A 23871-nucleotide genomic window follows, 5' to 3' on the forward strand; every position below is an offset into this window, starting at 1 on the left:
TCGCATGTTACCTGTAAAAAACTCGCTGTTCGTTGCTGCGCTTCTGTTTGCTTTACCCAATTCTGCTTTTGCGGCATTACCCGCGGTTATCAGCCATAGCTTGGCGGATGGCGGGCAAACTTGGTCGTTACCCGTCCAAACCTTACTGTTTTTAACGTTATTAGGCTTTATTCCCGCTTTACTGTTAATGATGACCAGCTTTACGCGCATCATTATCGTGCTGGGGTTACTGCGAAACGCATTAGGGACACCATCGGCCCCACCTAACCAAGTGTTACTTGGCTTAGCGCTGTTTTTAACGTTTTTCGTGATGTCCCCTGTGGCAGACCAAGTCTATCGAGAAGCCTATCAACCCTTTAGTGAAGACAAGATCAGCCTTGAAACGGCGCTGGAAAAAGGCACTGCGCCACTGCGTACCTTTATGTTAGGGCAAACCCGTGAATCTGACCTTGCCTTATTCGCCCGTATCGCCAAAGTGGGCGATATCCAAGAAGCCAAAGACGTGCCGCTGCGCATTTTAGTCCCAGCGTTTATTACCAGTGAGCTAAAAACTGCCTTTCAGATTGGCTTTACGATTTTTATTCCGTTTTTGATCATCGACTTAGTGGTCGCCAGCGTCTTGATGGCGCTGGGGATGATGATGGTTCCCCCCGCAACAGTTTCATTACCATTTAAGCTGATGTTATTTGTTCTCGTCGATGGCTGGCAATTATTGCTTGGCTCATTATCGCAAAGCTTTTTTAATTAGGAGCAATTATGACACCTGAATCCGTAATGGCGATGGGAACAGAAGCGATGAAAATTGCGTTGATGCTAGCGGCGCCGCTATTACTTGCCGCCCTCGCAGCGGGTTTGATTATCAGCTTGCTACAAGCTGCGACCCAAGTTAACGAGATGACGTTATCTTTTATTCCCAAAATTTTGTCGGTAATTTCGGTGATCATTATTGCTGGCCCATGGATGCTCAATCTCTTGATTGATTACATGCGTACATTGCTCAGTAATTTACCCTTTATGATTGGCTAACGATGTTAACCATTACCAGCGAAACCCTGACCCTTTGGCTCAGCCAAGGTTTTTACCCGTTTATACGCCTCTTAGCGCTGCTGGGTACAGCGCCTTTTTTCAATGAAAAACAGTCTATTACCAAAGTTCGCGTTGCCCTCGCCTTTTTTGTCGTGTTAATTGTTTCCCCGCAACTTCCCGTCGTGAATATTCCATTATTTTCAGCAATGGGCTTATGGGTGATTGTGCAACAAATGGTGATTGGCGTCGCAATGGGCCTAACGATGCAAATGGCATTTGCCGCCGTTCGTCATGCAGGGGAAGTGATTGGTTTACAGATGGGGTTATCGTTCGCCACATTTTTTGACCCAACCGGTGGCCCAAACATGCCAATTTTAGGGCGTATTTTTAATGTGATCACGATTTTGTTGTTTCTCGCCTTTGATGGCCATTTATGGCTGATTTATATTGTCGTGAACTCATTTGAGCTGATCCCCATTCAAACCAACCCCCTTAACCGCGACGGTTTTTGGGTATTTGCACAATTTGCAAACACTATATTTATTAATGGGTTAATGTTAGCCCTGCCCTTTATCACCCTGTTTTTGATCCTTAACCTCGCGCTGGGTATTCTCAACCGTATGACCCCACAACTGTCTGTTTTCGTGGTTGGTTTCCCGCTCACCTTAACCATCGGTATCAGCATGTTAGGGTTAATTATCTCCATCCTCCCCCGTTATACCGAACGCCTTATTCACCAAGCGTTCGAGCAACTTTCACTAATGTTTAATTTGTTTGTTTGAGAGCGTATTGCAGCCAAATCTGAGTTTCCTTATCTTTATCTGTTGTTATGATTAGCTTAAATCGCAAAATTAAAGTAGTCACTTATGTTTCTTAAATCATTTTATTGGCCGCTGACTTATACCGATAGTTATGGTTCTAACCATACGACGGTAATGTCTGATGGTTATTCATTGCAGTTTACTCTACGGGGTATCTGTTTTATCGGAACTGCTTTTAACTTGTTATCATTCAATTTATTAGAAAAACAATATGTTGAACGACATTTTGATATCGATGAATATGAAACCCTACAAGGGCTTTTTTCTGTTGAACTTAAGTTACCTGTAATGCACCGCCAACAACGTGATTTTGCCAATCTCAAACTTGCATTTGATTATTGCCATAATAGGAATGATATTACCTACATCTTTAGTCACCAAGGGCAAGCTTTGGCCTCTGAGCAACGCTTCTCATTTGTTGAAGACCTCTTATTCGATATTCAGCAAAAACTGTCTCAATCTACCCAATTACATTGCTGCATGACTTGCCGCTACTCTCATTACCACCCCGTTGGTAACAATGACTTTGGCGGGCTAGCCTGTTTTAAATTACTACGGAAACAGGCTGAGAAAGTTCAGGATAAATCGGCGGTCATGGCACTCTTTGAGCAAAGTGTTGAAGAGGGAAAGCACCGTGTTGTACAAGAAACTTTTTTGTGTTCAAGTTATCAGACGATTGAGAAAAATTGGTGTTATAAACGCTTTTAGAATTAACGGCCCCAAAAAACAAAAAACCGCGCTCCAATGACGGCAAAGCGCGGTTGAGTAGAACTCAATATTGAGATGATTAACGACTACCGAATAACGACATGCTGTTTAAATCTTTAAAAATACTTTGTGAAGCTTCAAACATCGCTTTTTCTTTATAATAGTCCGTTGTGGTACCTGTCCAATTGGTCTCAAGTAACTCACTTTTACGAGCAGCATTTTGAATCGAACGCGTGTCCGCTAAGAAATCCAATTTATCAATTTCTTGCAGTTGCAAACCTTGTTTCGCTTCAATATTGGAAATTTGGTCGAGGGCTGTTTTAATGCCACGGTTTGCTTCATCCATCCCTGCTTGAGCGCGGTCTAAATCTGCTTGAGGCGCGTCTTGCTGTGGGATTTTCAGGGCAGCGATGCCGGCATTCAATGCTTTGAAAACATTTACTACATTGCTGCTGTCTGTATCAAATACCTGAGCACCCGTAAAATAGGTCGTCATTTCACGGTCGCTGGAGACATTTTGCATCACCGCTTTATCACCACCGTGATAGAGCACATCACCATCTGCGTTAATTTCAAAAGGCGGTTTATCCGATTTAAAACCCGCAAAAATATAGCGGCCATTACCGTCGGTGGAGTTACCCAGCGCGACTAGCTGCTCTTTTAAACCGGTTAATTGCTCAGCGAGAGTATTGCGGTCTTTATCACTCAAACCACCTTGGTTAGAGGCCTGAATAATCGTGGTATCAATTTGCGTGGTGACATCCGTCATTTGAGTCAAAATACTCATTTGCAATGTCATACCCGTTTTCGCAAATCCACGGGTAGCAACGTATTGCTGGTTGCGGGTTTCTGCTTGGTTAATTCGCACCGCTTGGGATGACGCTTGCGGGTCATCCGACGGTTTGGCCACGCGCTTACCTGACGCTAATTGGCTACCTGCTTCCATCCAACGCGCTTGGGAATTATTCATATCCTGTAAGCGTTGGTGGTAAATCATATTTGTGCTTAAACGCATCGCTAAATCCTTATTATGTCGCTAAAACTTAGAACGCACGCATCAGCGCATTAAACAAATCGTCCACGGTTTTCAACACTTGTGCATTGGCGTTGAAAAACTGAGTGATTTTCTGCATTTGAATACTTTCTTCGTTCATATTCACACCGGAGATAGCTTGCTCTTGCTCATAGAAGCTCTCGGTCATTTTGTTTTGCGTTTCAGCGTCAATCTGCGCTTGTTTGGTTTTGCTTCCCACATCGTTGACGAGTGTCGCGTAGAAGTCAGAAAATGTTGAGCCGCCATCAATCAGTTTTTGGTCTTGTAATTTGACGAGTTCTTTGATGTTTTCGTTATCACCCGGGCCACTGTCTTTGCTGCCTGCACCAGCAAATTTGCTTGCATCATTAATCAGCGTTTGCATGCCATTAATCACGCCATTCACAGGTTTTGCGAGGAATGAATCGCCTTTTTGTGCGCTGCTATTGCTGATGTTGATTTCGATACCATCAAATTTCAGCATGGTTGCTGTTGAGTCGTCGTCTAAAGCCACTTTCGTGCCTTCGGGTAAACGCGTCACATTCCAGCCGTCATCACCAAAGCGAATTTCATAATTACTGCCTGTGACTTTGGAAACATCACTGTATTTCAAGTCAAAATCGGCTTTGCCTGTATTGTGGGTATTGCTCACCACATTGCCTTTACCGATTTCAAAGAAGTTCTCACCCGTTGTACCGCTGGCATCATAGCCTTTGCTGTGGACTTCATTGAATTTGGTGGCAAAAACCAGTGCAAGCTTATTGAGTTTTTGATACGCAGGGTCGATAACCTCTTGGCGTGAGCGCAAAATACCGCTTAGTTCGCCACCACGGAAAGATTCATCGGGAATTTCACGGGCTTGGCCATTTGCACCAACGAAACCAACGCTAAAGCGGCTGTCATCTTTCGAAGATGGAACGGCTTCTAAACGGTTCGCTTTTTCGCCTGTGACTAACGGTAAGCCATTGGCAAACGTGACGTTATAGTTGCCGTTTTGCTCAATCACTTTAACGCCAATTAACGAGTTGACCTCGTTAACTAAACGGTCGCGCACATCGAGTAAATCATTCGGTTCAGAGCCACTGACAGAACGTACGCGGGAAATCTGCTGGTTTAAACCGGCAATTTTTTCAGCGTAGATATTGATGTCTTTCACCTTGTTTTCGATTTGGCGATTAACATCACGTTCCATTTCTTGCAGGCGTCTGTCCGCTTCTTTAAATTGACTTACCAGTGCATTGGAGTTGCCAAGGAAAACATCAATTAATGTTTTATCGCTGGCATCGCTCGTCGCCGCATCCAATGACGTGAAGAAGCTGCCAATATTGCTGGAAATATCTTCGATATCATTAGTTAACAAATCATCGACTTTATTACAGTTCTTAACGTACGCTTCGTAGTCACCACTGCGAGCACGAGCTTGGCTGTACTGCGCATTGATAAATTCATCAAACTCACGGCGAACATGGCTGAAATAAGTGCCGTTACCAAAATAGCCACTCGGTGTCATCGTACCGGGATTCTCCCCGAAAACAGCACTTTGGCGGTGATAATACCCTACACCTGCGTTGGCTAAGTTGTTAGAAATCACACTTAACCCGCCTTGTGCAGCGTTCACACCACTGAGCGCATTATTCATTACATTGTTCAGCATAAGCTTTCCTGTTCTGGGTGCGTATCGCGTTCATTGGCTGACACAATGTCGGCGATAGCAACTCAAATTATTTAGAGCATGTTTAGTTATCGGAAAATCGGCGTAATTATTTAGCCCTAACTCGTATAAATTCCGTGTTTTTAGAAAATATCGTTTAAGTCGATGGTATAGGCCTGCACCGCCCGTGATGCGGAGGTATTCGCCGCAGGTTGGTGGCCTCGTATCTGGTTAATTAACGTAATTAATTTGTCAGAATACCCCGGGTCGGTGGCATAACCTGCTTGGTGTAAACGGCGAGCAGCAATCTCAGGGGTTGGCGCTTTTTTGACGTCTTTATAACGCGGGTTATCCGTCAATAAACTGATGTAATCCGCAATAGCCTCTTCATAGGAGCCATACACACGAAAATCATCGCGCATTTTAACCGTTTGCCCGTTGATCACTTCCGTCGTCATAATATTGGTGACGGGCCCCTGCCAGCTTTTCCCCGCTTTAATCCCAAATAAGTTATGGCTGGTTTTCCCATCCATTTTTAAAATTTCACGTTGCCCCCAGCCGCTTTCTAGCGCCGCTTGCGCTAAGACCAGAAAATGGGAAATGCCACTGTCTTTGCTCGCCGCTTTGGCTGGTTCAAGTAAACGGCTGATAAAGTTGCTGCTATTGAGTGATAACGCTTTGATTTTTTGCAGGGGTGCAGAAAGCGCATCCCCCATCGGAGCAAAATGGCGCATCATCTGTTCCATATTAAATGGCGGCAAGGATTGCACCGTTTTTTCATCAAACGGCAATAAGCTGTTGGAATTTGGGGCGCTTGACGTGTGTTGGTCGCGGGTCAGTTGTTGGTACATCATCTCCCCAAAACCTAACCCTTTTTGGGAGAGGTCTTGGGCGATTTGTTGGTCATACATACTGGTCAACATGCGCGTTTGGTCATTGGAAAACAACCCATCCTGCGGGAGTGCGTCACGCATGCTTTTTAGCATCATTTGGACAAATGTTGCTTCCAATTGCTGCGTGACTTGGCGCAGCCCTTGCTCTGTGTTTTTATTCAACTCGCCCTTTAACTGACTCAGTGACTGTAAATCGAACGCCGCACCTTGCAATAGCTGCATATCACCCATTAGATAATCTCCAATTTCGCACGTAAGCACCCCGCGCTTTCCATCGCTTGCAGAATCGACATCAAGTCGTTTGGTGTTGCCCCTAATGTATTCAAGGCTTGGATCACTTGATTGAGTTGTACGCTGGCATTCACTTTTTGCAATGCGCCGCCACGGTCTTGTACGCCAACACTGGTGTTACGGGTTACCACGGTTTGCCCGCCCGCAAATGGCGTATCTGGCTGGCTAACTTGGGTTTGTCTTTCCACTGTGACAGCCAAACTGCCATGCGCCACCGCGCAGCTTTCCAGTGTCACACTACGGTTGATCACCACCGAGCCTGTCCGTGAATTTAATATCACTTTCGCTTCAGCCATTGGGGTGCGAACATTCAATTCTTGGACTCGCGCGAGGAAACGGACTTGGTCGCGGTTATTGGCTGGCACTAATAATTGCACTGTACGGGAATCCAACGCGCTAGCCGTTCCCATTCCGCCCATTCGATTGACTGCATCCGCGATATCTTGCGCCAATGTGAAGCTATCTTCGTTTAATTGCAGGTTAATGGCGCCACTTTGGCCAAAACTACTTGGCAGTTCCCGTTCAATGGTTGCCCCGCCAGTAATGCGCCCACCATTCAGTTGGTTGACTTTGATGCTACTGCCACCACCACTCGCACCTGCGCCACCCACTAAGATGTTGCCCTGTGCCATGGCATAGATTTGCCCATCGACGCCTTTTAATGGCGTCATTAAGAGCGTGCCGCCACGTAAGCTTTTGGCGTTCCCCATGGAGGAGACCACGATATCCACCGATTGCCCTGTACGTGCAAAAGGCGGCAGTTTTGCCGTAACCATCACCGCGGCCACGTTTTTGAGCTGCATATTGGTGCCCGGTGGAACAGTGATCCCCATCTGGGACAGCATGTTGTTCAAACTTTGCGTGGTAAACGGCGTTTGCATGGTTTGGTCACCCGTGCCATCTAAGCCCACCACTAAACCGTAACCAATCAGGGCGTTATCGCGCACACCTTGAACGGTGGTTAAGTCTTTAATACGCTCACTGTGCGCCGAAAAGGTAAAAAGGCAAAACAGTGATAGCAAAATTAATACGTTGTTTTTCATTGAATTCTCTCGGCCGTTACTCGCTAATGTTTAATTAATAAGGCGAAACATTTAAGAAAAAGCGTTGTAGCCAGCCCATATTTTGCGATTCGTTAATATACCCATCGCCAACATATTCAATGCGAGCATCTGCCACTTGCGTGGAGCTCACATGGTTGTCTGAGCCGATAGTTCGTGGGTTGACGACCCCCGAAAAACGAATAGATTCTGTGCCTTGGTTAATGGCGATGCGTTTTTCACCCACCACATGCAAATTGCCGTTCGCCAGTAATTGGTCGACGGTCACCGTAATCGTTCCCTTAAAGGTGTTATTGGCGTTTGCACCACCTTTACCACTAAAGTCACTGTTTCCTTTGATATCCAATTCAGTGTTATTGCCACCAATCCACCCTTGCATAAAGCCGGGCAATATCGCGGCGAGGAAACCGGTTTTGCCGCTACGATTTGCATTGGCAGAGGAATTTTTGCTGGCACTGACGTTTTCTTGCAAATTAATGGTCAAAATATCACCAATATTGCGCGGTCGCCTATCTTCAAAAAGGGGTTGATAGCCGTAATAAGCGGGCTGCGCACTTTGGAAGATAGAGCCGTTCGGTGACGGTGCTGTCGGGGCAGAAGGAATAGCTGTCGTTTGTGTATCCACTAACGGACGAGATGGAATGTGAGCACAACCGCTGGTGGCTAAAACCAAAACGGCAAGTAACCATACCTGTTTAGGTGCAGTAAAACGCATCTGCAACGCTGTTTTTTGCTGTTGGGAAATAAGGCCGCTTTCAATCATTATGCTACTCTTTTGCTGCTGTGTACGTTGTTTCATCCCAAAGAGATGTCTTTCATAGGGCGCTCACAACAAACCCGATGAGCGCCGATACAAAACCAATTACAGTTGCGTTAAACGCTGAAGCATTTGGTCAGATGCCGAAACAGCCTTACTGTTGATTTCGTAAGCGCGCTGAGTTTGGATCATATTGACCAGCTCTTCGGCGACGTTCACGTTCGAGGTTTCTAGCATATTTTGATAAAGCAGACCGGCACCGTTGGTTCCCGGGGCACTTTCATTCGGCGCACCTGAGCTCGCAGTTTCCATATAGAGGTTTTCCCCCATACTTTCCAAGCCTGCATCGTTGATGAAGGTGGTCAGTGTAATTTGGCCGATTTGCTGTGGTTGGCTATCGCCATAAACGGTGACAGATACCGTACCATCACGCCCAATCGTTAAACTGTTGGCATTATCTGGGATGGTGATCGCAGGGACGATTTGATAGCCGCTGGAGGTGACTAACTGGCCATCTTGGTTAGGCTGTAAGGCGCCATCACGGGTATAAGCGTCAGTACCGTCAGGCATTTGCACATGTAAAAAACCTTGGCCTTTAATCGCGATATCCGTGGTGGTACCCGTTTTATTCAATGCGCCTTGACCATGAATTCGCATCGTCGCGACGGGGCGTGCCCCTGTCCCCAGCTGTAGCCCTGATGGCAATGATGTTTGCTCTGAGCTCATCGCACCCGGCTGGCGAATGTTTTGGTACATTAAATCTTCAAAAACCGCACGTTGGCGTTTAAAACCATTGGTGCTAACGTTTGCCAAGTTATTGGAAATAACGTCTAAGTTAGTTTGTTGAGCATCAAGCCCCGTTTTTGCAATCCATAATGAACGGATCATAATTATTCCTTACTGAATTTAGCTGACGGCAAGCAATTGGTTAGCACGCTGGGCATTTTCATCCGCGCTGCGAACCACTTTCATTTGCATTTCAAAATGCCTTGCATTGGCTATCATTGACACCATCGCTTCTGCGGCATTGACGTTACTTCCCTCAATCACCCCTGACGTCACAATGGCACGGTCACTCAGCGGCAACACGTTGCCATTGGTCGCCTGCCCTTGAGGAGATAAATGGAATAATCCATCTTCCCCGCGGATCAAGTCTTGCGGCTGTGCTTCCACCACTTTTAGGCGACCAATCTGCCCTAACATCGTCGGCGGATCTGTCGCCAGCAATGCGGTAATGGTGCCGTCCATACCGATGGTGATTTCTGCGTTCTGAGGAACGTTAATCGGCCCGCCATCCCCTTGAAGGCGGCGCTCGCCAATCACTAGCTCACCGTCGCCCGAAATTTGGATATTCCCATTACGGGTATAGGCTTCTGTCCCGTCGGCTAATTCAACGGCTAAAAAGTGCTTATCGTTTAACGCAACATCCGTTGGCTTACCTGTGTAGTTCAGCGGCCCTTGGCTCATATCGGCGCCGGGCGTTGAAGACACCACCAAGGTTCTGGTTTGTGCGCTATCCCCATTCACGGGCACAGCGCGCATGGCTGAGAGCTGCGCTTTAAACCCTGCGGTAGACACATTGGCAATATTGTTGGAAACCACCGCTTGGTTCTCAAGCGCATGGCGTGCTCCCCCCATTGCGGTATAAATGACGTGATCCATGGCCACCCTCTAGGCTTATCGTAAGTTAACCAGCGTTTGTAACATTTGGTCTTGGGTTTTGATGGTCTGCGCGTTCGATTGGTAATTACGCTGCATCACAATCATGCTGATCAGCTCTTGGCTCATATCCACGTTTGAAGATTCCAACGCGCCACTGGTTAATTTACCGAATTGCCCCACACCCGGAACGCCATCCATCGGGTTACCCGATGCATTTGAAGAAGCCCAAACGTTGCCCCCTTGGGAAACTAAACCATTTGGGTTAGCAAACGCAGAAAGCGCCACTTGCCCAACCACGCGTTTTTGTTGGTTTGAGTAGTTAGCAACGATTAAGCCGTTATCTTCAATTTTAAAACTGGTGTATTCACCTGCAGGGAAACCATCAACATCAATAGCACTGACGGAAGACTCGCTCACTTTTTGTTGGCGAGTTTTGTTTAAATCGATTTGAAGTACACCATCATTCGCACCATTTAATCCTTTATAATTAAAGTCAAATGTGGCATTCGTTGGCGCTGCTAAACGGCCATTACCATCAAATTTTAATTTATTGTGAACAACAACCATGTCATCAACATCTTCAGTGTTAACTAACTGAGTCGCGACTTTATCGTTCGCATCCTTTGCATACACTTGCCATTCATTGTCAGCCGTTTTCACGAAATACACAGAAATCTCGTGAGTATTACCTTGGCTATCGTATGCCGTCATCGTGGTGCTGAAGTTATAGGTTGATGAATCGTCGGGGTTATTTACATCAAAGGCTTTATCTTTGATTTTGTCTTCTGAGTTCAAGTTAATGGTTAACTTCGCTAATTCCGATTTTTTCGCATCCATCATATCTGTTGGGATGTTTAGCCCTTCAGGTACACCACCGCTTTGAATGGTGATATTGCCTTTTTCATCGACACTCGCAGGGTAGCCTGTTACCACCATGCCTTGGTTATTGACCAAGTTGCCGCTTTTGTCCCGTTGAAACTGACCATCACGGCTGTAATAGGTATCGCCATTTTTGTCTTGAACGCGAAAAAATCCGCTGCCTGAAATCGCCACGTCTGTTGGTCTATCTGTACGTGTAATTGGGCCGTCTTTAAAGTTTTGTGTGACAGCAGCAACGTTAACACCAAGGCCAACACCTGAACCTGCGAACATATCTGCAAATGAGGTGGTTGCGCCTTTAAAGCCGTTGGTTGCGGAGTTGGCAATGTTATTACCAATTGAATCGAGCCCCGCGGATGCTGCATTTAAGCCACTGACTGCTTGTGAAAAAGACATATTTTCTCCATGAGTATTGGGGGTAAAAATTAAGAAGAAGGGTAAACTTTGAAGATGCTGCTAAGGGGCACACTTTGCCCAATGCCAACATCTAATAATGGCGCGTCAGAACCCGGTGTCACACCGTTGACGCGGGTATAGCCCAGTTTCGTGACTTCAACTTCAGCCCCGTTTCTGATAGCTCTCACATCAAAGTAATATTTCCCTTTCGTATCGGTGACTAAGTTGCCGTTGTTGTCCAAACCATCCCACGCCATGTCATAAATGTCGGGTTTGACTTCAGAGTCATAGGTGATGGTTCGCACAACCATTTTGTTTTTGTCGCGAATGGTAATTTCAACGCTATCGGCCAATTTTGGTAAAAAGAAACCAAATGGCGATGAAATAAATTCAGATTTCGGCTCTTCGCCGCCCTCTTCTGAGGTGTTTTGATTACTCAACGCCGCAGTTGATGGGCTGTTAGGGCTAATCCCTTCATCCGGTAACGGGTTTGATGGTTTCGTTACATTGCTATTTTCACCCGAACTCTCTTTTTTGAGCGGGGCTAAAATGATTTCATTGCGAGGGATAAGTACGCCTTTGCCCACCAGCGCTGTCGCTTGTAGTGATTGCCCTGAGCCAATTTGTTGGGAAATACCACTCACGTTATCACTGAGTTTGTTCATACTTTCCAGCGTGGCAATTTGGGCCAATTGACTGGTTAAGTCGGTATTTTCCATCGGCTTAGTTGGGTCTTGGTTTTGCATTTGCGTCACAATCATTTTTAAGAAAGTGTCACGCATGTCGTCACTTTGACTTTTCTTTGGCACATTACTCGCCGCAGGCTCTGGCCCTGCTGTGGTATTGTCCAATGAATCGTACATCGTGGCTGCAATCCCCATTTAGTACCTCCGTTACTGGCCGATAGTCAGTGTTTTTTGCAGCAAAGTTTTTGCTGTATTCATCACTTCTAAGTTGGCTTGGTAGCTACGAGAAGCCGAAATGGTGTTAATCATTTCGCCCACCATGTCCACGTTAGGCATTTGCACATAGCCTTTTTCATCCGCTAAAGGATGACCAGGCTTGTATTCCATACGCGGTGGTGCGGGGTCTTCAATCAGTTCACTGACTTTTACGCCACCGACTTCATGGCGGCCTTGCGGTGCCATTTGGAAAACCACTTGTTTGGCACGATACGGCTGGCCATCAGGTCCCGCGATACTTTCAGCATTAGCCATGTTGCTTGCGCTGACGTTTAAACGCTGAGACTGAGCGGTTAATGCAGACGCTGAAATGTCAAAAATACTCAGTAAGGCCATAATGATTACCCTTGCTGTAGAACAGCCAACATGCTTTTAACGCGGCTATTAATAAATGTAAGATCAGCCTGATATTTCAGGGTGTTATCGGCGAATTGACTGCGTTCAATATCCATATCGACGGTGTTACCATCCATTGAGGTTTGGTAAGGCACACGGTATTTCAAATCCATATTTGGGGCTTTGATGCCGCGACCTTCGATATGGCCTTTGGCAGTTACCGCCAGCGCCACACCCTTGCCATTCACCGCGCCTTTATCCATTGCTTGTTGGAGTTGACGATTAAAATCAATATCCCGCGCCTGATAACCCGGTGTGTCCGCATTAGCAATATTGGAAGCCAGAACAGTTTGCCTAGCTTCACGTATTGACAACGCCTGCTGCTGGAAGGCAAACGTGGCATTTAATTTATCAATCATGATGATCCTTAATGGATGTATAGCGATGTTGACTACGAACGCTCGTTATATTCCCCCCCCTCAATTAGTAAAACCCATCAAGAGAGGACGAAAGTTAAAATTCGACGTGCATATCTTAGCGGTCTACTAAAAAATCTAATGGCGGGATAAAGGCAAAATAATTGACCTATTTGGCTCATTCATTATGAAAGAGGTGGGTAAACTGCAAGCGTGAAAAAGTATGTTGATAAAGGAGGCAGCAACCTGATGGCTAATCTTAAAAAATTGACCTATTGCATGATAATCAGTGGATTAAGCTTTACATCCGCGTTATCCCACGCGTCTCTACCACAAGATATCAACAACTATTTTCGCCAAGTACATGGCAAAAATAACCACGTTTCTATTGAGATAAAAACGCCAATTGAAAAATGGCCAAACTGTGATAAGCCGCAGATTAGCCCACCCATAGGTGGACGCAATATGGGAAATGTGTCCGTGCCCGTGCAATGTGGAAAGAAAAAACAATTTCTGCAACTCACGGTCAATGTCACCGGGCAATATTATGTCGCAACCCGTAATTTAAACCGTGGAGAAACCATTGAGTTTGTTGATATTGGCACAAAAAAAGGCCTGCTCCATAAATTACCTGCGGGTGCCAGTACAGACAAAATGGCGCTACGGGGTGCAATCGCATTGCGCACAATTACAGCAGGACAAACATTCACAAAATCAATGGTGAGACAACCTTGGGCCATCAAAGCGGGTCAAACCGTATTTGTTTTTGCTAATGGCGATAATTTCTCGGTGAAGTATGAGGGACGCGCCATTAATAATGCCACCATTGGGCAAAATATTCGTGTAAGATTACTCAATGGTCAAGTGGTCAATGGGTTAGCACAAGAGAATGGCAGTGTTAATATCGCATTAAAATAAATGCTACCAAGACCGAATACGACGAGTCTGTTTTTGATGTTAACTCACTCAAAATGAACCTTTATTCTAAATAGTTCAAGTCGTATCAAGGCGACAAGTGAATGAGTCGCTAGGAGCTTACATAAGTAAGTGACTAGTGCGAATGAGCGTAAGTTAACGCAGAGGCGGCTTGAAATATGACGAATAAAGGCAATATTTTGTAACACTATAAACACTAAAGATCCCACAAAATACGCCGATAACTCTCATATGATAAAAATCGGGAATAGGAAAACACATTATGGCTATTGAGCAAACCCCTGCAATTTCTTCGCTGACTCAGGTAACAACCCGTGATCCTCAAGATGCGGCTGCCCCGATGCGCGATAAAAAAGTTGCTGCCGATGTCACCATTAAAGAAAGTGCTTTTGCGCCAAGTGAGCTACAGAAAAAATTATTGCAGCCCCAAGCCTCTGATATCGATACCACAAAAGTCGAAAAAATTAAGCAAGCTATCAAAGATGGCACCCTAACCATGGACACGGGGAAAATTGCTGATGGCATTTTGCGTGATGCCCATGAATGCATGTTATCAATGAAATAAATAACCGCTATGATTGATGAATTACTGATCTTACTCGAACAGCAGCTTTCTCATTTGCAATCACTGCAAATTGTGATGAAAAATGAAGAAATTTTGTTAGGTTATCACCGTGTGCCGCCGTCCCCTTTTCAAGAAGCGACAGAGCAAAAACGCTTTCTAGTTGCCGCTATCGGCCATGGTGAAACCCATCGCTTGCAGCTTGAGTCACAGGCCGAAATAACCGCTCCCTACGAAGGCAATGCTGCCTTGGCTGGGCTATGGGAAGCAATCAAAGTGTTAACCATTGACCTAAAAGAGCTGAATTATCGTAATCATCAAATGCTGCAATTACACATTGAGCTCAATACTCAGCGCCTTAATTTTGTCAAAAAACACAATAATCAATCAACCTATGGCGCCGATGGCTTAGAATCAAAACGCCCTGTTTTAGGTAAGAAAATTTCGATTTAATCTGCAGAATAGTTTATTTAAAAAATATTAATTAAATAATAAACATTCTCTCATCTATCATTGTGAGAAGCCTCAATGCCGCGCCATTAGGCTTAATCTCTCCTCTTTCCCACTTAGATACACTCTCTTTTGTCATATTTAAGATCAGCGCAAGGGAAGATTGTGAGATATTATTTTGCTCACGGATACGCTTAATATCTTCCCCTGTCATTGGTTTAGGGTGGGCAAACTTAGCTTTGAGTTCTTTGGCTTTTATTCGTGCTTCAATACGCCGTGCAGCACTATCATCGGTAACACCAACCGCTTCCATGTCTTCTGCAAATTGCAGTAATTCATTCATTTTATTATTCATAATTAACCTCCACTAACAGGTTAGCGTTTAGCATTTTCACTATTTTATCATCATCTAATTGCAAAAGTACCTTCGCGATATCTTTATAAGATTCGAGGGTATCGTCCTCAATTTCTTTGGTTCCTTTTGCATTTAAACGCGATTTCAGCCAAGCATCAGCAAAAAATAAGTGCCGCCCCTGCTTATAAAAAATAAGCGTTCTAACGCCTCCGCTTTTACCTTTTCCTTGTAGTGGCAAACGCTTTTTGATAACGCCACCACCAAGATGGGCTTCATATTGGCCTGCAAACACATCCATTGCCGCATTAATTAATTCAAAATCACTAATATTTATCTTTTTGATGCTGTTATTGAACATCTTCGTTTTATAGATAGCCATCCATAGCTCCCATAATTTTTACTATAGTAAAAATTACCATAGTTTGAATAAAAGTAAATCCGAATTCAGGTTAAACTCTCCGTATGAGGTATACAAAAAAAGAGCGGCTTGATAAGAATCGACCCGCTCCTTTTATCTCAACATCTTCGTAATTAGCCTTGGCGAATAAAGCCTCTTATCAACTACCACTAATCATTGAGGTCATCCTAATTTTACGGTGGTCTGTCATTTCTAAATTCGACATCACCACCAGTTGTGGCAGGCTGCGGCGCAAGAAGCGCGACAGAATTAATCTCAGCGCATGGTTCACGAGCAAGACATTCGGAGCCCCCATCGCCTCTTGGTGAGAAACCGCTTGCTCCGCTTGCGTTTGGATAAACTGCGCAAGGTTTGGCTCTAATCCACCGCCATTTTTCGCAGCTTGCAGAAGAATTTGCTCCAGCCCTGCATCTAGCCCAATCACTTGAATTTCCTCTGCATTACCAAACCACTGCTGAGTAATTGCACGACCGAGTGCTATGCGCACTTGCGACGTGAGGTAATCAGTATCTTTTTGCTCCCCATTTTCCCCTGCCATTTCCGCTAATGTTTCAATAATGGTGCGCATATCGCGGATCACCACATCTTCCATTAATAAATTTTGTAAAACGCGGTGCAAAATCGTTAATGAAATCGTATCTGGGATAAGGTCATCCGCCAATTTTGGCATCTCTTTTTTCACACGGTCATACAGCATTTGCGCTTCTTGGCGACCAAACAGTGTGCTCGAGTTTTGCAGTAAGATTTGGTTAAAGTGTGTCGCCACCGCCGTACTTGCCGAAACCACGGTATACCCTTGGATTTGCGCTTCTTCACGTAAATCATCATCAATCCAAACCGCCGGTAAACCAAAGGCGGGCTCTCTAGTGGCATCACCTTGCAACGTCCCCGCTGCATTACCCGGATCAATGGCTAAACTGCGTCCAGGTTGTGCTTCACCACGCCCAACTTCTGCACCTTTAATTAAAATGCGATATTCACAGGGAGAAAGGGCTAAGTTGTCACAAATATGGACAACTGGCGGTAAGTACCCTATCTCTTGGGCAAATTTTTTGCGTAAACCGCGCAAGCGACCGAGTAATTCGCCCTGTTGGTCGTTATCTACCAGTGGGATCAATCGGTAACCCACCTCCATTGCCAATAAGTCTTCTAATTGAACATCGTCCCACGTGGCTTCCACTACTTTATTGGCTTCTTGGAAATGCAGAGCTTGGCTGTTATCTCCTTTCGCACTTTCCGGCTGTTGGGATTTACGCACTAAATACCATCCCAGCCCCGCCAGTGCCGCAGTGAATAGTAAGAAGACAAAGTTTGGCATGCCTGGAATAAGACCAATCAGACCCAAAACCCCCGCACTTAACCACATCACTCGCGGGTTATTGAACAGCTGGTTCACCATCTGTTCGCCAACGTCTTCATCTGTCGCAACGCGAGTCACGATAACCCCTGCTGCGGTAGAAATAATTAGCGCTGGAATTTGTGCGACAAGGCCGTCACCAATGGTCAGCAAGGTATAGGCGCTGGTCGCATCCCCCAGCGACATATTGTGTTGACCCACACCGACGATTAACCCGCCCACCACGTTGATCACCATAATCATGATCCCCGCGATAGCATCCCCGCGCACGAATTTACTCGCACCATCCATCGAACCATAAAAATCCGCTTCTTGAGTTACTTCTGCACGGCGTTTTTTGGCTTCATCATCACTGATAATCCCCGCATTAAGGTCAGCATCGATAGCCATTTGCTTGCCCGGCATACCATCCAACACAAAGCGAGCGCCCACTTCGGCGATACGCCCCGCCCCTTTGGTGATAACCATAAAGTTAATCAAAACTAGGATGATAAAGACCACGATACCAATAGCGAAGTTACCGCCCACCAAAAAGTGACCAAATGCTTCAACCACACGCCCTGCGGCATCAGGCCCTGTGTGCCCATCTAACAAAATAATTCGTGTCGATGCGATATTCAGTGATAAGCGCAATAGTGTGGCGAATAGCAAAATCGTTGGAAACGCAGCAAAATCGAGTGTCCGCTTGGTGAACATCGCCACCAATAACACCATGATGGAAAGGGCAATATTAAAGGTAAACAGTAAATCCAATAAAAATGCCGGTAATGGCAATACCATCATCGACAAAATCAATAAGATAAGAACCGGACCCGCGAGTATTTGCCACTGCGTTCCTTGTAAGTTTTTCGGCAATTTTAAAAGTGCAGCCAAATTAGCCATCGCGATTGTTATCTCCAGCAAAGTCCAGCGTCGGTGGCACTGGTAAATTTTTCGGTTTTTTTGGTCTGAGCCCACCTTCACGACGCCAACGGCGCAGTTGGTAAACCCATGCTAAAACTTCCGCAACCGCCGCATATAGCGCGACAGGGATGCTTTGCCCTATCTCTGCGTGGCGGTATAACGCCCTTGCAAGCGGCGGTGCTTCTAACTGTAATATTCGGTGTTCCTCACCAATTTCCTTAATGCGCTGCGCAATGACACCCGCGCCTTTTGCCAACACTTTTGGGGCGCCCATGCGCTTGTCATCATATTTCAGTGCCACGGCATAGTGCGTCGGGTTGGTGACTATCACATCCGCAAGTGGCACATCTGACATCATGCGATTTCGCGCTATCGCCCGCTGTTGCTGGCGAATTTTAGCTTTAATGTGCGGGTCACCCTCTTGCTGCTTAAACTCATCTTTTATTTCTTGGCGGCTCATGCGCAATTTCTTCAAATGAGAACGAAATTGGTAAAACACATCAAACGCCACCATTGGGATGAGTAAAAATACAATCAAATACCCCGCAAAAATCACTTTTTGCAGGGCATTACTGAGCGCGGTAACAGGCGACTCCATCACTAAATGCAGTAAGGAAGGCCAGCTTTGCCATAAAAAAATATATGCGCCTAACCCAACAAACAGTGACTTCAAAATTGCTTTAAACAATTCCGATAGCGCATTCATTGAAAAAATACGTTTTAGCCCCTTTATTGGGTTGAGCTTTTTTAAATCGAACTTAATCAATTTACTGTTAAACACTAACCCGCCCACTAACGATGAAGCGGAAATCCCCACCAGTGCCAAACCGCCAATAACAGGCAGTAATGCAAATAGCGCTTCGCTAACCACACGTCCTAAGTAGCTGATCATTAAGCCTGTATTTTGCAAATAATGGCCATCAAAAATAAAACCTTGGCGAGCAATTTGGCGAAGTTGTGTCGCAAGGTGCCCGCCACTTAACCAGAGCAAGCTAATACCCGCCAACATCATCATTAGCGAGCTAAGTTCCTTTGAACGAACGATTTGCCCATCATCTTTGGCTTTTTGCTTTTTATGGGGGGTGGGCTCTTCTGTTTTTTCTACATCACTCTCGTCGGACACCGTGGTTCCAAAATTTAGCGAAAATACGAGTTATCGCTATAGCATGACAGAGTGTAAAAAAATCAATGGTGGAAAATAGACGCAGTTCGAGGGGGTTATTTGCCTATTGCACAAGAAGACAGCAACTTTGCGAAGCGCTTGGCAAATAAAAAACGGGTAATCCTATTTTTCTCGCACAGAGAAAAAATGGCGATAATATATCCATATTCACACGAAACTGTGATAGCTTACACGGGTGAATACACGTGTATAAGGAATTTATCATGAGCAACCTTGCAACACATAGGATTAAAAAAACAGTGAGTGTAACCGTAACACCCGAGCTATATGAGCAAGCCAAACAAGCGAAATTAAATTTATCGGCCATCTTATGTAAAGCATTAGCTGAAGAATTAAAAAAAGTGGAAGCCATCAAGTGGAAAGAAAAAAACATTGCGGGTTTCAATGAGCTTAATAGGATCAGCGAAGAGCACGGGCTGCTCTCAGACAAATACAAGGAATTTTAATGCAATACCATCTCTATCAAAATAGAGGCGATGCCATTCGTGCTCCCTACTTAGTTGATATTCAAAGTGATATTATTGATATTCTGAATACTCGATTGGTCATCCCTTTATATGATAGCGAGTTATTACATCAGCCAGTACCTGATAGACTCACCCCATGCCTTTCGATTCTTGGTCATGACTATATTTTAATGACTCACTTAATGTCTGCTGTGCCGAAATCTCTATTGGGTAAAGAAATCAAAAATTTAAGTGATGAAAGAGAACGTATCAAAAAAGCCATTGACCTACTCATTGATGGGTTCTAATTAATAAGGTTCTTATGGATACTTGCCACCTTGTCGCCCCCGATATCACACCTGAAGATGCACCAAAAGAAGCCGCTCGTATGCTCAATTGGTTACAAACACAAGGCATCATCGACCCTAGCTTTCAAGCGATTGAGTATGATCAAGTGATTTATCGCCCAATGCCTGCTTATAAAGAACCGGTTTTGTACGTTATTGATGGCGTAATTGTTCCCACCTAACTACCTGAAAATCAACTCAAAAACAGTCTGTCCATTGTCACTGAGCGCACTGTTTTTCATGCGGGCGGCAATGGAATTGGCATTTACTGCCCACAATGTGGCGAAGAACAAACGGAACACAGCAATGTGTGGAGTGACGCCGTTTCCGATTGGTATGAAGGAAAAACCGAAAGCTTAGCCTGCTTCCAATGTGATTTTGACTCACTGCTTTCTGGTTGGCAATTTAACCCTCAGTGGGCCTTTGGTAACTTAGGTTTTAGCTTTCATAATTGGGATATCCACGATGATTTTATTGCCAAATTTGAACACGCATTAGGGAGTAAAATTATTGCCGTCTACCAACATGATTAGCAAACAATTATTTCGCTGCTGGGTTTAACGTAATTTGCATACCTACAGCTTGGGCATATTTGAGCAACGTACCAAGTTTTGGGTCAAATTGCCCTTTTTCTAAACGGGAAATATTTTGCTTTTGCGTTTGCATTTTTTCGGCAATATCGACTTGTGTATAGTTATTCGCAAGGCGCGCCATACGCAATTGGCTAATTAATGCTTTACGCATTTCTAATTCAAGGCAAGTTGTTTCTTGGTCAAGCTCTTCTCGCTTTTCCCCTTTTTCATCACTTATCAAAGTAGAAATCAAATCATTATTTATCATGTGAATACACCCAATCACAGTAAGCTAATTAATTGAAAGAGATAACCTGAAGCTACGTTAATCATCATCAACTCGCGTAGCTCCATGAAAAACCATCAAATTATCACAATAGTTTAAAAACCAAGCTCATCAAGTAAGTCATCTACTTGTGATTGAGATGCCATCACATTGACGCCTTCTTTGTTGATTTGCGGACCATTGAGTAAACTCTCGTTTTGTGTTTTTGCGCGCATTTCAGGTGGCGTATTTTCCATTAATAATGCAAGCAGTTGTTTCTCGGCTTCTTCAACCACTTCCATCATTTTTTTGATGACTTGCCCAGTTAAATCCTGGAAATCCTGCGCCATCATGATTTCTAACAGTTCCGCTTTGGTGGTTTCACTGTCTTGGATCACTTGCCCTAAAAAGGCTTCTGTTGACTCACGTAATTGAGCTGGAACCGCATCACTCGCTGCTTCTTGCCACTGTTGTTGCAGAGCCTGCGCATTTTTATTCATATCCACTTGCAGTGGTTTGATGACATCAATGCCGTTTAAGGTTTTTTCTGCCGCTTGAGCCGTCATTTGCGCGATATAACGCAACCTATCTTTCCCATCTGGAATGCTAGCAACAGCCTGTTGAACGCTTTTTTCTAAGCCTAACTCGCGCATGCTTTCGCGCAAGGTTCTCATCAGCGTACCAATGCGTGTAATGACTTGTTTTAAATCATCATTTCCGCTGCGAATACCTTCCATACCTACTTGCTCAGTCATGAAAATCTCCTTTGGTACGCACTGTTATTGCAGACCCATTTTTTCAAATACTTTATTCAGTTTTTCTTCTAAGATGGCAGCGGTGAACGGTTTAACCACGTAACCACTTGCCCCTGCCTGTGCGGCAGCAATAATGTTTTCTTTTTTCGCTTCCGCGGTCACCATCAAAACAGGAATGTGCTTGAGTGCATCATCACCACGAATGGTTTTAAGCAGCTCTAAACCATCCATATTTGGCATATTCCAGTCTGCAACTACAAAATCGATGCTGCCAGCACGAATTTTTTCTAATGCATCAACACCATCTTCTGCTTCATCTATTTTGCTAAACCCGAGCTCTTTTAATAAGTTACGGACGATACGACGCATGGTAGAAAAATCATCAACAACCAGAAAACTAAGATCTTTAGCGGCCATAACCACTCCTTCAAATACAATTGTGAATTTCCGCCGCTGTTACACAGTGACAGAAGAAAGTCTTGCTAAAACACTTGGGGCAATTTTTCGAATATCTTGCACTTCGTCCACTGCATCCATTTCAATCGCGGCTCGTGGCATACCAAACACCACACAACTGCTTTCGTTTTGTGCGTAGGTGATTGCTCCTTGTTTACGTAAATTCAATAACCCTTTGGCGCCATCCATCCCCATACCAGTCAGTAACACACCGATGCATTTGCGCCCGACACATTGGGCAACCGAATCAAATAACACATCCACCGATGGACGATGGCGATTGACGGGTTCGCTCTGCTGCAAAATCACTTGGAAACCTTTGCCTTTATCGGCAATCAACATGTGTGAATCACCGGGGGCAATATAGGCATGGCCTTTTTGCAGTAATTCATTGTTTTCAGCTTCTTTTACCGTTAACACACACAGTTTATTGAGCCTGTCAGCAAATGAGCGTGTAAACCCCGCAGGCATATGCTGCGTAATCACCACTGGCGGGCATTCACGCGGTAACATTTCTAAAAATTGGCGAATCGCTTCTGTTCCGCCAGTGGATGCACCGACGGCAATCACCCTGCTGTTACACACATACGGCGACAACGCTTTAGCTTGTGAAACGGGCTCAGTCACTTTTTTCTCTGGCTTCGCAAAGCGGCTACGCTGGGTAATTTTTGACATCGCCGCCGCACGGATTTTTTCACCGATAATATCGCGATAGCTCATCATGGTTTCGCGGATACCAATTTGCGGTTTAGTGACAAAATCCACAGCGCCAAGCTCCAACGCTTTGAGCGTCACTTCAGAACCTTTTGAGGTCAGCGTCGACACCATCACCACAGGCATTGGGTGCAAACGCATTAATTTTTCCAAAAAATCAATACCATCCATACGCGGCATTTCAACATCTAACGTGATCACATCAGGTTCGAGCTGCTTAATTAAATCACGCGCAACGTAAGGATCGGGGGCAGTATCCACCACCTCCATATCGTCATGGCTATTAATGATTTCACGCATTAATTGACGCATCAGTGCCGAGTCATCCACACATAGCACTTTTATTTTTTTCATTACCCCCTCCTTCCAGCTTGTACGCTGTAGACGGTTTGTCCTTTGATCACAAAGCTTTGCGTTAATTGTGATAGGTTTTCTGAATGCCCAATAAATAACAAGCCATCTGGCTTAAGCAGTGGCGCAAAACGCTCAAGCATTTTTATTTGCATATCTTTATCAAAGTAAATCATTACGTTACGGCAAAAAATTGCATCAAAGCGATGTTGAAGTTGCCAGTCATGATCACTCAGATTTAAATAACGAAATTCAATCATCTGCCTTAACGCAGGTTTGACTCGTGCATAACCTTCAAATTCACCAACCCCTTTCATAAAGTAACGTTGGCGTTGAAGCGCACTCAGTGACTTCAGTTCTTCAATGCGGTAGACACCTTGCTTTGCTTTTTCAAGCACTTCGGTATCGATATCACTCGCTATCACTTTGGCATTAACGGCATTTGGCCCCAGCACATCACTTAGTGTCATCGCGATGGAATAAGGCTCTTCACCTGTTGAAGAAGCGGCACACCAAATCGTGATTGGACTATTTTTACGTGCACGAATAAAATCCGTTAGCGTGACAAAATGGTGTGGCTCACGAAAGAATGCCGTTAAGTTTGTGGTTAACGCATTAACGAAAGCTTGCCATTCCGCATTATGTGGCTCGCGCTCAAGCATCCGTAAGTAATCAGAAAAATTGTCGAGATTACAGTCACGTAACCGCTTTAACAGCCGGTTATAGACCATATTTTTTTTATTCATGGTTAGGACTATGCCTGATTTTTTATGAATAAATCGACAAACCCGACCAAACTCATCATCAGTCAGTGGTTCTATCTGTGGTACAAAAAGCATCGTACTTGTCGTCCTATTCAATAAAAATCCAGAAGCAGCCACCTAATGCGCTGCCTTTAATGGCAAGGGA

31 protein-coding genes are annotated in these 23871 nt (G+C 44.8%); 11 read left to right on the forward strand and 20 right to left on the reverse strand.

All coding sequences use genetic code 11. From position 1 onward, the window contains the following. The first annotated feature begins 4 nt into the window (after nucleotides 1–4). The 4 genes from fliP (at nucleotide 5) to AC4IFT_RS12795 (ending at nucleotide 2555) form a co-directional block, all read left to right on the forward strand. The gene (gene fliP / locus AC4IFT_RS12780; RefSeq protein ID WP_219249050.1) at nucleotides 5–748 is read left to right on the forward strand and encodes a flagellar type III secretion system pore protein FliP; all 744 of its coding nucleotides are present in this window, start codon (nucleotides 5–7) and stop codon (nucleotides 746–748) included. Between the two features lie 8 nt (nucleotides 749–756). Continuing rightward, nucleotides 757–1026, forward strand: a complete 270-nt coding sequence (gene fliQ / locus AC4IFT_RS12785) for a flagellar biosynthesis protein FliQ (protein ID WP_219249052.1) — start codon at nucleotides 757–759, stop codon at nucleotides 1024–1026. Between the two features lie 2 nt (nucleotides 1027–1028). Further along, nucleotides 1029–1808: a flagellar biosynthetic protein FliR gene (gene fliR, locus AC4IFT_RS12790; protein ID WP_219249054.1), complete on the forward strand. Its 780-nt coding sequence runs from the start codon at nucleotides 1029–1031 to the stop codon at nucleotides 1806–1808. Between the two features lie 84 nt (nucleotides 1809–1892). Further along, nucleotides 1893–2555, forward strand: a complete 663-nt coding sequence (locus AC4IFT_RS12795) for a DUF6304 family protein (protein WP_490751509.1) — start codon at nucleotides 1893–1895, stop codon at nucleotides 2553–2555. Nucleotides 2556–2634: 79 nt separating this feature from the next. Here AC4IFT_RS12795 and flgL read toward each other — a convergent pair whose 3' ends face one another. The 11 genes from flgL to flgB form a co-directional block, all read right to left on the reverse strand. Continuing rightward, nucleotides 2635–3570, reverse strand: coding sequence for a flagellar hook-associated protein FlgL (gene flgL / locus AC4IFT_RS12800; RefSeq protein ID WP_490734958.1), 936 nt, complete (start codon nucleotides 3568–3570; stop codon nucleotides 2635–2637). Nucleotides 3571–3598: 28 nt separating this feature from the next. Beyond that, nucleotides 3599–5242, reverse strand: a complete 1644-nt coding sequence (gene flgK / locus AC4IFT_RS12805; protein ID WP_219249068.1) for a flagellar hook-associated protein FlgK — start codon at nucleotides 5240–5242, stop codon at nucleotides 3599–3601. 140 nt (nucleotides 5243–5382) lie between these two features. Further along, nucleotides 5383–6363, reverse strand: coding sequence for a flagellar assembly peptidoglycan hydrolase FlgJ (flgJ, locus tag AC4IFT_RS12810; RefSeq protein WP_490751510.1), 981 nt, complete (start codon nucleotides 6361–6363; stop codon nucleotides 5383–5385). Continuing rightward, nucleotides 6363–7466 carry a flagellar basal body P-ring protein FlgI gene (locus AC4IFT_RS12815; protein ID WP_219249072.1) on the reverse strand — a complete coding sequence of 368 codons (1104 nt, stop codon included), beginning with the start codon at nucleotides 7464–7466 and terminating at the stop codon, nucleotides 6363–6365. Before AC4IFT_RS12815 ends, flgJ begins: the two co-directional genes overlap by 1 nt. Nucleotides 7467–7500: 34 nt before the next feature. Next, a complete protein-coding gene (locus AC4IFT_RS12820) occupies nucleotides 7501–8199 on the reverse strand; it encodes a flagellar basal body L-ring protein FlgH (RefSeq protein WP_374445395.1) in 699 nt (232 codons plus the stop codon). A gap of 147 nt (nucleotides 8200–8346) precedes the next feature. After that, on the reverse strand, nucleotides 8347–9129 hold the full coding sequence (gene flgG, locus AC4IFT_RS12825) for a flagellar basal-body rod protein FlgG (protein WP_206083850.1): 783 nt from the start codon (nucleotides 9127–9129) through the stop codon (nucleotides 8347–8349). A gap of 18 nt (nucleotides 9130–9147) precedes the next feature. Then, nucleotides 9148–9903 carry a flagellar basal body rod protein FlgF gene (locus tag AC4IFT_RS12830; protein WP_490734951.1) on the reverse strand — a complete coding sequence of 252 codons (756 nt, stop codon included), beginning with the start codon at nucleotides 9901–9903 and terminating at the stop codon, nucleotides 9148–9150. Nucleotides 9904–9918: 15 nt separating this feature from the next. Beyond that, nucleotides 9919–11178: a flagellar hook protein FlgE gene (gene flgE / locus AC4IFT_RS12835; RefSeq protein ID WP_490751511.1), complete on the reverse strand. Its 1260-nt coding sequence runs from the start codon at nucleotides 11176–11178 to the stop codon at nucleotides 9919–9921. Between the two features lie 29 nt (nucleotides 11179–11207). Further along, nucleotides 11208–12059, reverse strand: a complete 852-nt coding sequence (locus tag AC4IFT_RS12840; RefSeq protein WP_490751512.1) for a flagellar hook assembly protein FlgD — start codon at nucleotides 12057–12059, stop codon at nucleotides 11208–11210. 12 nt (nucleotides 12060–12071) lie between these two features. Beyond that, nucleotides 12072–12476, reverse strand: a complete 405-nt coding sequence (flgC, locus tag AC4IFT_RS12845; protein WP_047755990.1) for a flagellar basal body rod protein FlgC — start codon at nucleotides 12474–12476, stop codon at nucleotides 12072–12074. 5 nt (nucleotides 12477–12481) lie between these two features. Then, complete coding sequence (gene flgB, locus AC4IFT_RS12850) at nucleotides 12482–12895, reverse strand: flagellar basal body rod protein FlgB (RefSeq protein WP_206083846.1); 414 nt, start codon at nucleotides 12893–12895, stop codon at nucleotides 12482–12484. Between the two features lie 276 nt (nucleotides 12896–13171). Here flgB and flgA point away from each other — a divergent pair, with 276 nt between their 5' ends. From flgA to AC4IFT_RS12865, 3 genes are all read left to right on the forward strand, one after another. Beyond that, complete coding sequence (gene flgA / locus AC4IFT_RS12855; RefSeq protein ID WP_490735089.1) at nucleotides 13172–13810, forward strand: flagellar basal body P-ring formation chaperone FlgA; 639 nt, start codon at nucleotides 13172–13174, stop codon at nucleotides 13808–13810. 280 nt (nucleotides 13811–14090) lie between these two features. Next, complete coding sequence (gene flgM / locus AC4IFT_RS12860) at nucleotides 14091–14393, forward strand: flagellar biosynthesis anti-sigma factor FlgM (protein ID WP_490751513.1); 303 nt, start codon at nucleotides 14091–14093, stop codon at nucleotides 14391–14393. 9 nt (nucleotides 14394–14402) lie between these two features. Next, nucleotides 14403–14843 (forward strand): flagella synthesis protein FlgN, encoded by a 441-nt coding sequence (locus AC4IFT_RS12865; RefSeq protein WP_490734944.1) that lies wholly within the window; start codon nucleotides 14403–14405, stop codon nucleotides 14841–14843. A 31-nt stretch (nucleotides 14844–14874) separates the two neighbouring features. On the opposite strand, the gene AC4IFT_RS12870 is transcribed toward AC4IFT_RS12865, so the two are convergent. The 4 genes from AC4IFT_RS12870 to flhB form a co-directional block, all read right to left on the reverse strand. Then, a complete protein-coding gene (locus AC4IFT_RS12870) occupies nucleotides 14875–15195 on the reverse strand; it encodes a helix-turn-helix domain-containing protein (protein ID WP_219249089.1) in 321 nt (106 codons plus the stop codon). Further along, entirely contained in the window at nucleotides 15188–15574 is a 387-nt protein-coding gene (locus tag AC4IFT_RS12875; protein ID WP_490734942.1) for a type II toxin-antitoxin system RelE/ParE family toxin, read from the reverse strand. The genes AC4IFT_RS12870 and AC4IFT_RS12875 overlap by 8 nt, the downstream gene beginning before the upstream one ends. 178 nt (nucleotides 15575–15752) lie before the next feature. Continuing rightward, nucleotides 15753–17852, reverse strand: coding sequence for a flagellar biosynthesis protein FlhA (gene flhA / locus AC4IFT_RS12880; protein ID WP_490734940.1), 2100 nt, complete (start codon nucleotides 17850–17852; stop codon nucleotides 15753–15755). Further along, nucleotides 17845–18996 (reverse strand): flagellar biosynthesis protein FlhB, encoded by a 1152-nt coding sequence (gene flhB, locus AC4IFT_RS12885; RefSeq protein ID WP_219249093.1) that lies wholly within the window; start codon nucleotides 18994–18996, stop codon nucleotides 17845–17847. The genes flhA and flhB overlap by 8 nt, the downstream gene beginning before the upstream one ends. A 263-nt stretch (nucleotides 18997–19259) precedes the next feature. On the opposite strand from flhB, the gene AC4IFT_RS12890 reads away from it, so the two are divergent. The 4 genes from AC4IFT_RS12890 (at nucleotide 19260) to AC4IFT_RS12905 (ending at nucleotide 20382) form a co-directional block, all read left to right on the forward strand. Then, nucleotides 19260–19502, forward strand: coding sequence for a type II toxin-antitoxin system CcdA family antitoxin (locus AC4IFT_RS12890; protein ID WP_490734937.1), 243 nt, complete (start codon nucleotides 19260–19262; stop codon nucleotides 19500–19502). Next, a complete protein-coding gene (locus AC4IFT_RS12895) occupies nucleotides 19502–19810 on the forward strand; it encodes a CcdB family protein (RefSeq protein WP_490751514.1) in 309 nt (102 codons plus the stop codon). Before AC4IFT_RS12890 ends, AC4IFT_RS12895 begins: the two co-directional genes overlap by 1 nt. Before the next feature lie 14 nt (nucleotides 19811–19824). Then, nucleotides 19825–20031 carry a hypothetical protein gene (locus AC4IFT_RS12900; protein ID WP_490751515.1) on the forward strand — a complete coding sequence of 69 codons (207 nt, stop codon included), beginning with the start codon at nucleotides 19825–19827 and terminating at the stop codon, nucleotides 20029–20031. Between the two features lie 126 nt (nucleotides 20032–20157). Then, nucleotides 20158–20382, forward strand: a complete 225-nt coding sequence (locus AC4IFT_RS12905; protein WP_490751516.1) for a hypothetical protein — start codon at nucleotides 20158–20160, stop codon at nucleotides 20380–20382. A gap of 7 nt (nucleotides 20383–20389) precedes the next feature. Here the strand turns inward: AC4IFT_RS12905 and AC4IFT_RS12910 are convergent, their stop codons facing one another. The 5 genes from AC4IFT_RS12910 to AC4IFT_RS12930 all read right to left on the reverse strand — a co-directional run bounded on the left by AC4IFT_RS12910 (nucleotide 20390) and on the right by AC4IFT_RS12930 (nucleotide 23801). Then, nucleotides 20390–20689 carry a helix-turn-helix transcriptional regulator gene (locus AC4IFT_RS12910; RefSeq protein WP_490734931.1) on the reverse strand — a complete coding sequence of 100 codons (300 nt, stop codon included), beginning with the start codon at nucleotides 20687–20689 and terminating at the stop codon, nucleotides 20390–20392. A gap of 113 nt (nucleotides 20690–20802) precedes the next feature. After that, nucleotides 20803–21441, reverse strand: a complete 639-nt coding sequence (locus AC4IFT_RS12915) for a protein phosphatase CheZ (RefSeq protein WP_490734929.1) — start codon at nucleotides 21439–21441, stop codon at nucleotides 20803–20805. Between the two features lie 24 nt (nucleotides 21442–21465). Continuing rightward, nucleotides 21466–21858 (reverse strand): chemotaxis response regulator CheY, encoded by a 393-nt coding sequence (gene cheY / locus AC4IFT_RS12920; RefSeq protein WP_490734927.1) that lies wholly within the window; start codon nucleotides 21856–21858, stop codon nucleotides 21466–21468. A 39-nt stretch (nucleotides 21859–21897) separates the two neighbouring features. Next, on the reverse strand, nucleotides 21898–22965 hold the full coding sequence (locus AC4IFT_RS12925; protein WP_353242452.1) for a protein-glutamate methylesterase/protein-glutamine glutaminase: 1068 nt from the start codon (nucleotides 22963–22965) through the stop codon (nucleotides 21898–21900). Further along, nucleotides 22965–23801 carry a CheR family methyltransferase gene (locus AC4IFT_RS12930; RefSeq protein WP_490734925.1) on the reverse strand — a complete coding sequence of 279 codons (837 nt, stop codon included), beginning with the start codon at nucleotides 23799–23801 and terminating at the stop codon, nucleotides 22965–22967. Before AC4IFT_RS12930 ends, AC4IFT_RS12925 begins: the two co-directional genes overlap by 1 nt. Nucleotides 23802–23871: the final 70 nt, after the last annotated feature.

This window comes from Providencia sp. UF-183, from assembly GCF_058246155.1.

What these genes read in the sequence shown, in the direction of transcription:
- fliP (WP_219249050.1), top strand. Translation starts at nt 5, where the DNA reads ATGTTACCTGTAAAAAACTCGCTGTTCGTTGCTGCGCTTCTGTTTGCT.
- fliQ (WP_219249052.1), top strand. Translation starts at nt 757, where the DNA reads ATGACACCTGAATCCGTAATGGCGATGGGAACAGAAGCGATGAAAATT.
- fliR (WP_219249054.1), top strand. Translation starts at nt 1,029, where the DNA reads ATGTTAACCATTACCAGCGAAACCCTGACCCTTTGGCTCAGCCAAGGT.
- AC4IFT_RS12795 (WP_490751509.1), top strand. Translation starts at nt 1,893, where the DNA reads ATGTTTCTTAAATCATTTTATTGGCCGCTGACTTATACCGATAGTTAT.
- flgL (WP_490734958.1), bottom strand. Translation starts at nt 3,570, where the DNA reads ATGCGTTTAAGCACAAATATGATTTACCACCAACGCTTACAGGATATG.
- flgK (WP_219249068.1), bottom strand. Translation starts at nt 5,242, where the DNA reads ATGCTGAACAATGTAATGAATAATGCGCTCAGTGGTGTGAACGCTGCA.
- flgJ (WP_490751510.1), bottom strand. Translation starts at nt 6,363, where the DNA reads ATGGGTGATATGCAGCTATTGCAAGGTGCGGCGTTCGATTTACAGTCA.
- AC4IFT_RS12815 (WP_219249072.1), bottom strand. Translation starts at nt 7,466, where the DNA reads ATGAAAAACAACGTATTAATTTTGCTATCACTGTTTTGCCTTTTTACC.
- AC4IFT_RS12820 (WP_374445395.1), bottom strand. Translation starts at nt 8,199, where the DNA reads ATGCGTTTTACTGCACCTAAACAGGTATGGTTACTTGCCGTTTTGGTT.
- flgG (WP_206083850.1), bottom strand. Translation starts at nt 9,129, where the DNA reads ATGATCCGTTCATTATGGATTGCAAAAACGGGGCTTGATGCTCAACAA.
- AC4IFT_RS12830 (WP_490734951.1), bottom strand. Translation starts at nt 9,903, where the DNA reads ATGGATCACGTCATTTATACCGCAATGGGGGGAGCACGCCATGCGCTT.
- flgE (WP_490751511.1), bottom strand. Translation starts at nt 11,178, where the DNA reads ATGTCTTTTTCACAAGCAGTCAGTGGCTTAAATGCAGCATCCGCGGGG.
- AC4IFT_RS12840 (WP_490751512.1), bottom strand. Translation starts at nt 12,059, where the DNA reads ATGGGGATTGCAGCCACGATGTACGATTCATTGGACAATACCACAGCA.
- flgC (WP_047755990.1), bottom strand. Translation starts at nt 12,476, where the DNA reads ATGGCCTTACTGAGTATTTTTGACATTTCAGCGTCTGCATTAACCGCT.
- flgB (WP_206083846.1), bottom strand. Translation starts at nt 12,895, where the DNA reads ATGATTGATAAATTAAATGCCACGTTTGCCTTCCAGCAGCAGGCGTTG.
- flgA (WP_490735089.1), top strand. Translation starts at nt 13,172, where the DNA reads ATGATAATCAGTGGATTAAGCTTTACATCCGCGTTATCCCACGCGTCT.
- flgM (WP_490751513.1), top strand. Translation starts at nt 14,091, where the DNA reads ATGGCTATTGAGCAAACCCCTGCAATTTCTTCGCTGACTCAGGTAACA.
- AC4IFT_RS12865 (WP_490734944.1), top strand. Translation starts at nt 14,403, where the DNA reads ATGATTGATGAATTACTGATCTTACTCGAACAGCAGCTTTCTCATTTG.
- AC4IFT_RS12870 (WP_219249089.1), bottom strand. Translation starts at nt 15,195, where the DNA reads ATGAATAATAAAATGAATGAATTACTGCAATTTGCAGAAGACATGGAA.
- AC4IFT_RS12875 (WP_490734942.1), bottom strand. Translation starts at nt 15,574, where the DNA reads ATGGCTATCTATAAAACGAAGATGTTCAATAACAGCATCAAAAAGATA.
- flhA (WP_490734940.1), bottom strand. Translation starts at nt 17,852, where the DNA reads ATGGCTAATTTGGCTGCACTTTTAAAATTGCCGAAAAACTTACAAGGA.
- AC4IFT_RS12890 (WP_490734937.1), top strand. Translation starts at nt 19,260, where the DNA reads ATGAGCAACCTTGCAACACATAGGATTAAAAAAACAGTGAGTGTAACC.
- AC4IFT_RS12895 (WP_490751514.1), top strand. Translation starts at nt 19,502, where the DNA reads ATGCAATACCATCTCTATCAAAATAGAGGCGATGCCATTCGTGCTCCC.
- AC4IFT_RS12900 (WP_490751515.1), top strand. Translation starts at nt 19,825, where the DNA reads ATGGATACTTGCCACCTTGTCGCCCCCGATATCACACCTGAAGATGCA.
- AC4IFT_RS12910 (WP_490734931.1), bottom strand. Translation starts at nt 20,689, where the DNA reads ATGATAAATAATGATTTGATTTCTACTTTGATAAGTGATGAAAAAGGG.
- AC4IFT_RS12915 (WP_490734929.1), bottom strand. Translation starts at nt 21,441, where the DNA reads ATGACTGAGCAAGTAGGTATGGAAGGTATTCGCAGCGGAAATGATGAT.
- cheY (WP_490734927.1), bottom strand. Translation starts at nt 21,858, where the DNA reads ATGGCCGCTAAAGATCTTAGTTTTCTGGTTGTTGATGATTTTTCTACC.
- AC4IFT_RS12925 (WP_353242452.1), bottom strand. Translation starts at nt 22,965, where the DNA reads ATGAAAAAAATAAAAGTGCTATGTGTGGATGACTCGGCACTGATGCGT.
- AC4IFT_RS12930 (WP_490734925.1), bottom strand. Translation starts at nt 23,801, where the DNA reads ATGCTTTTTGTACCACAGATAGAACCACTGACTGATGATGAGTTTGGT.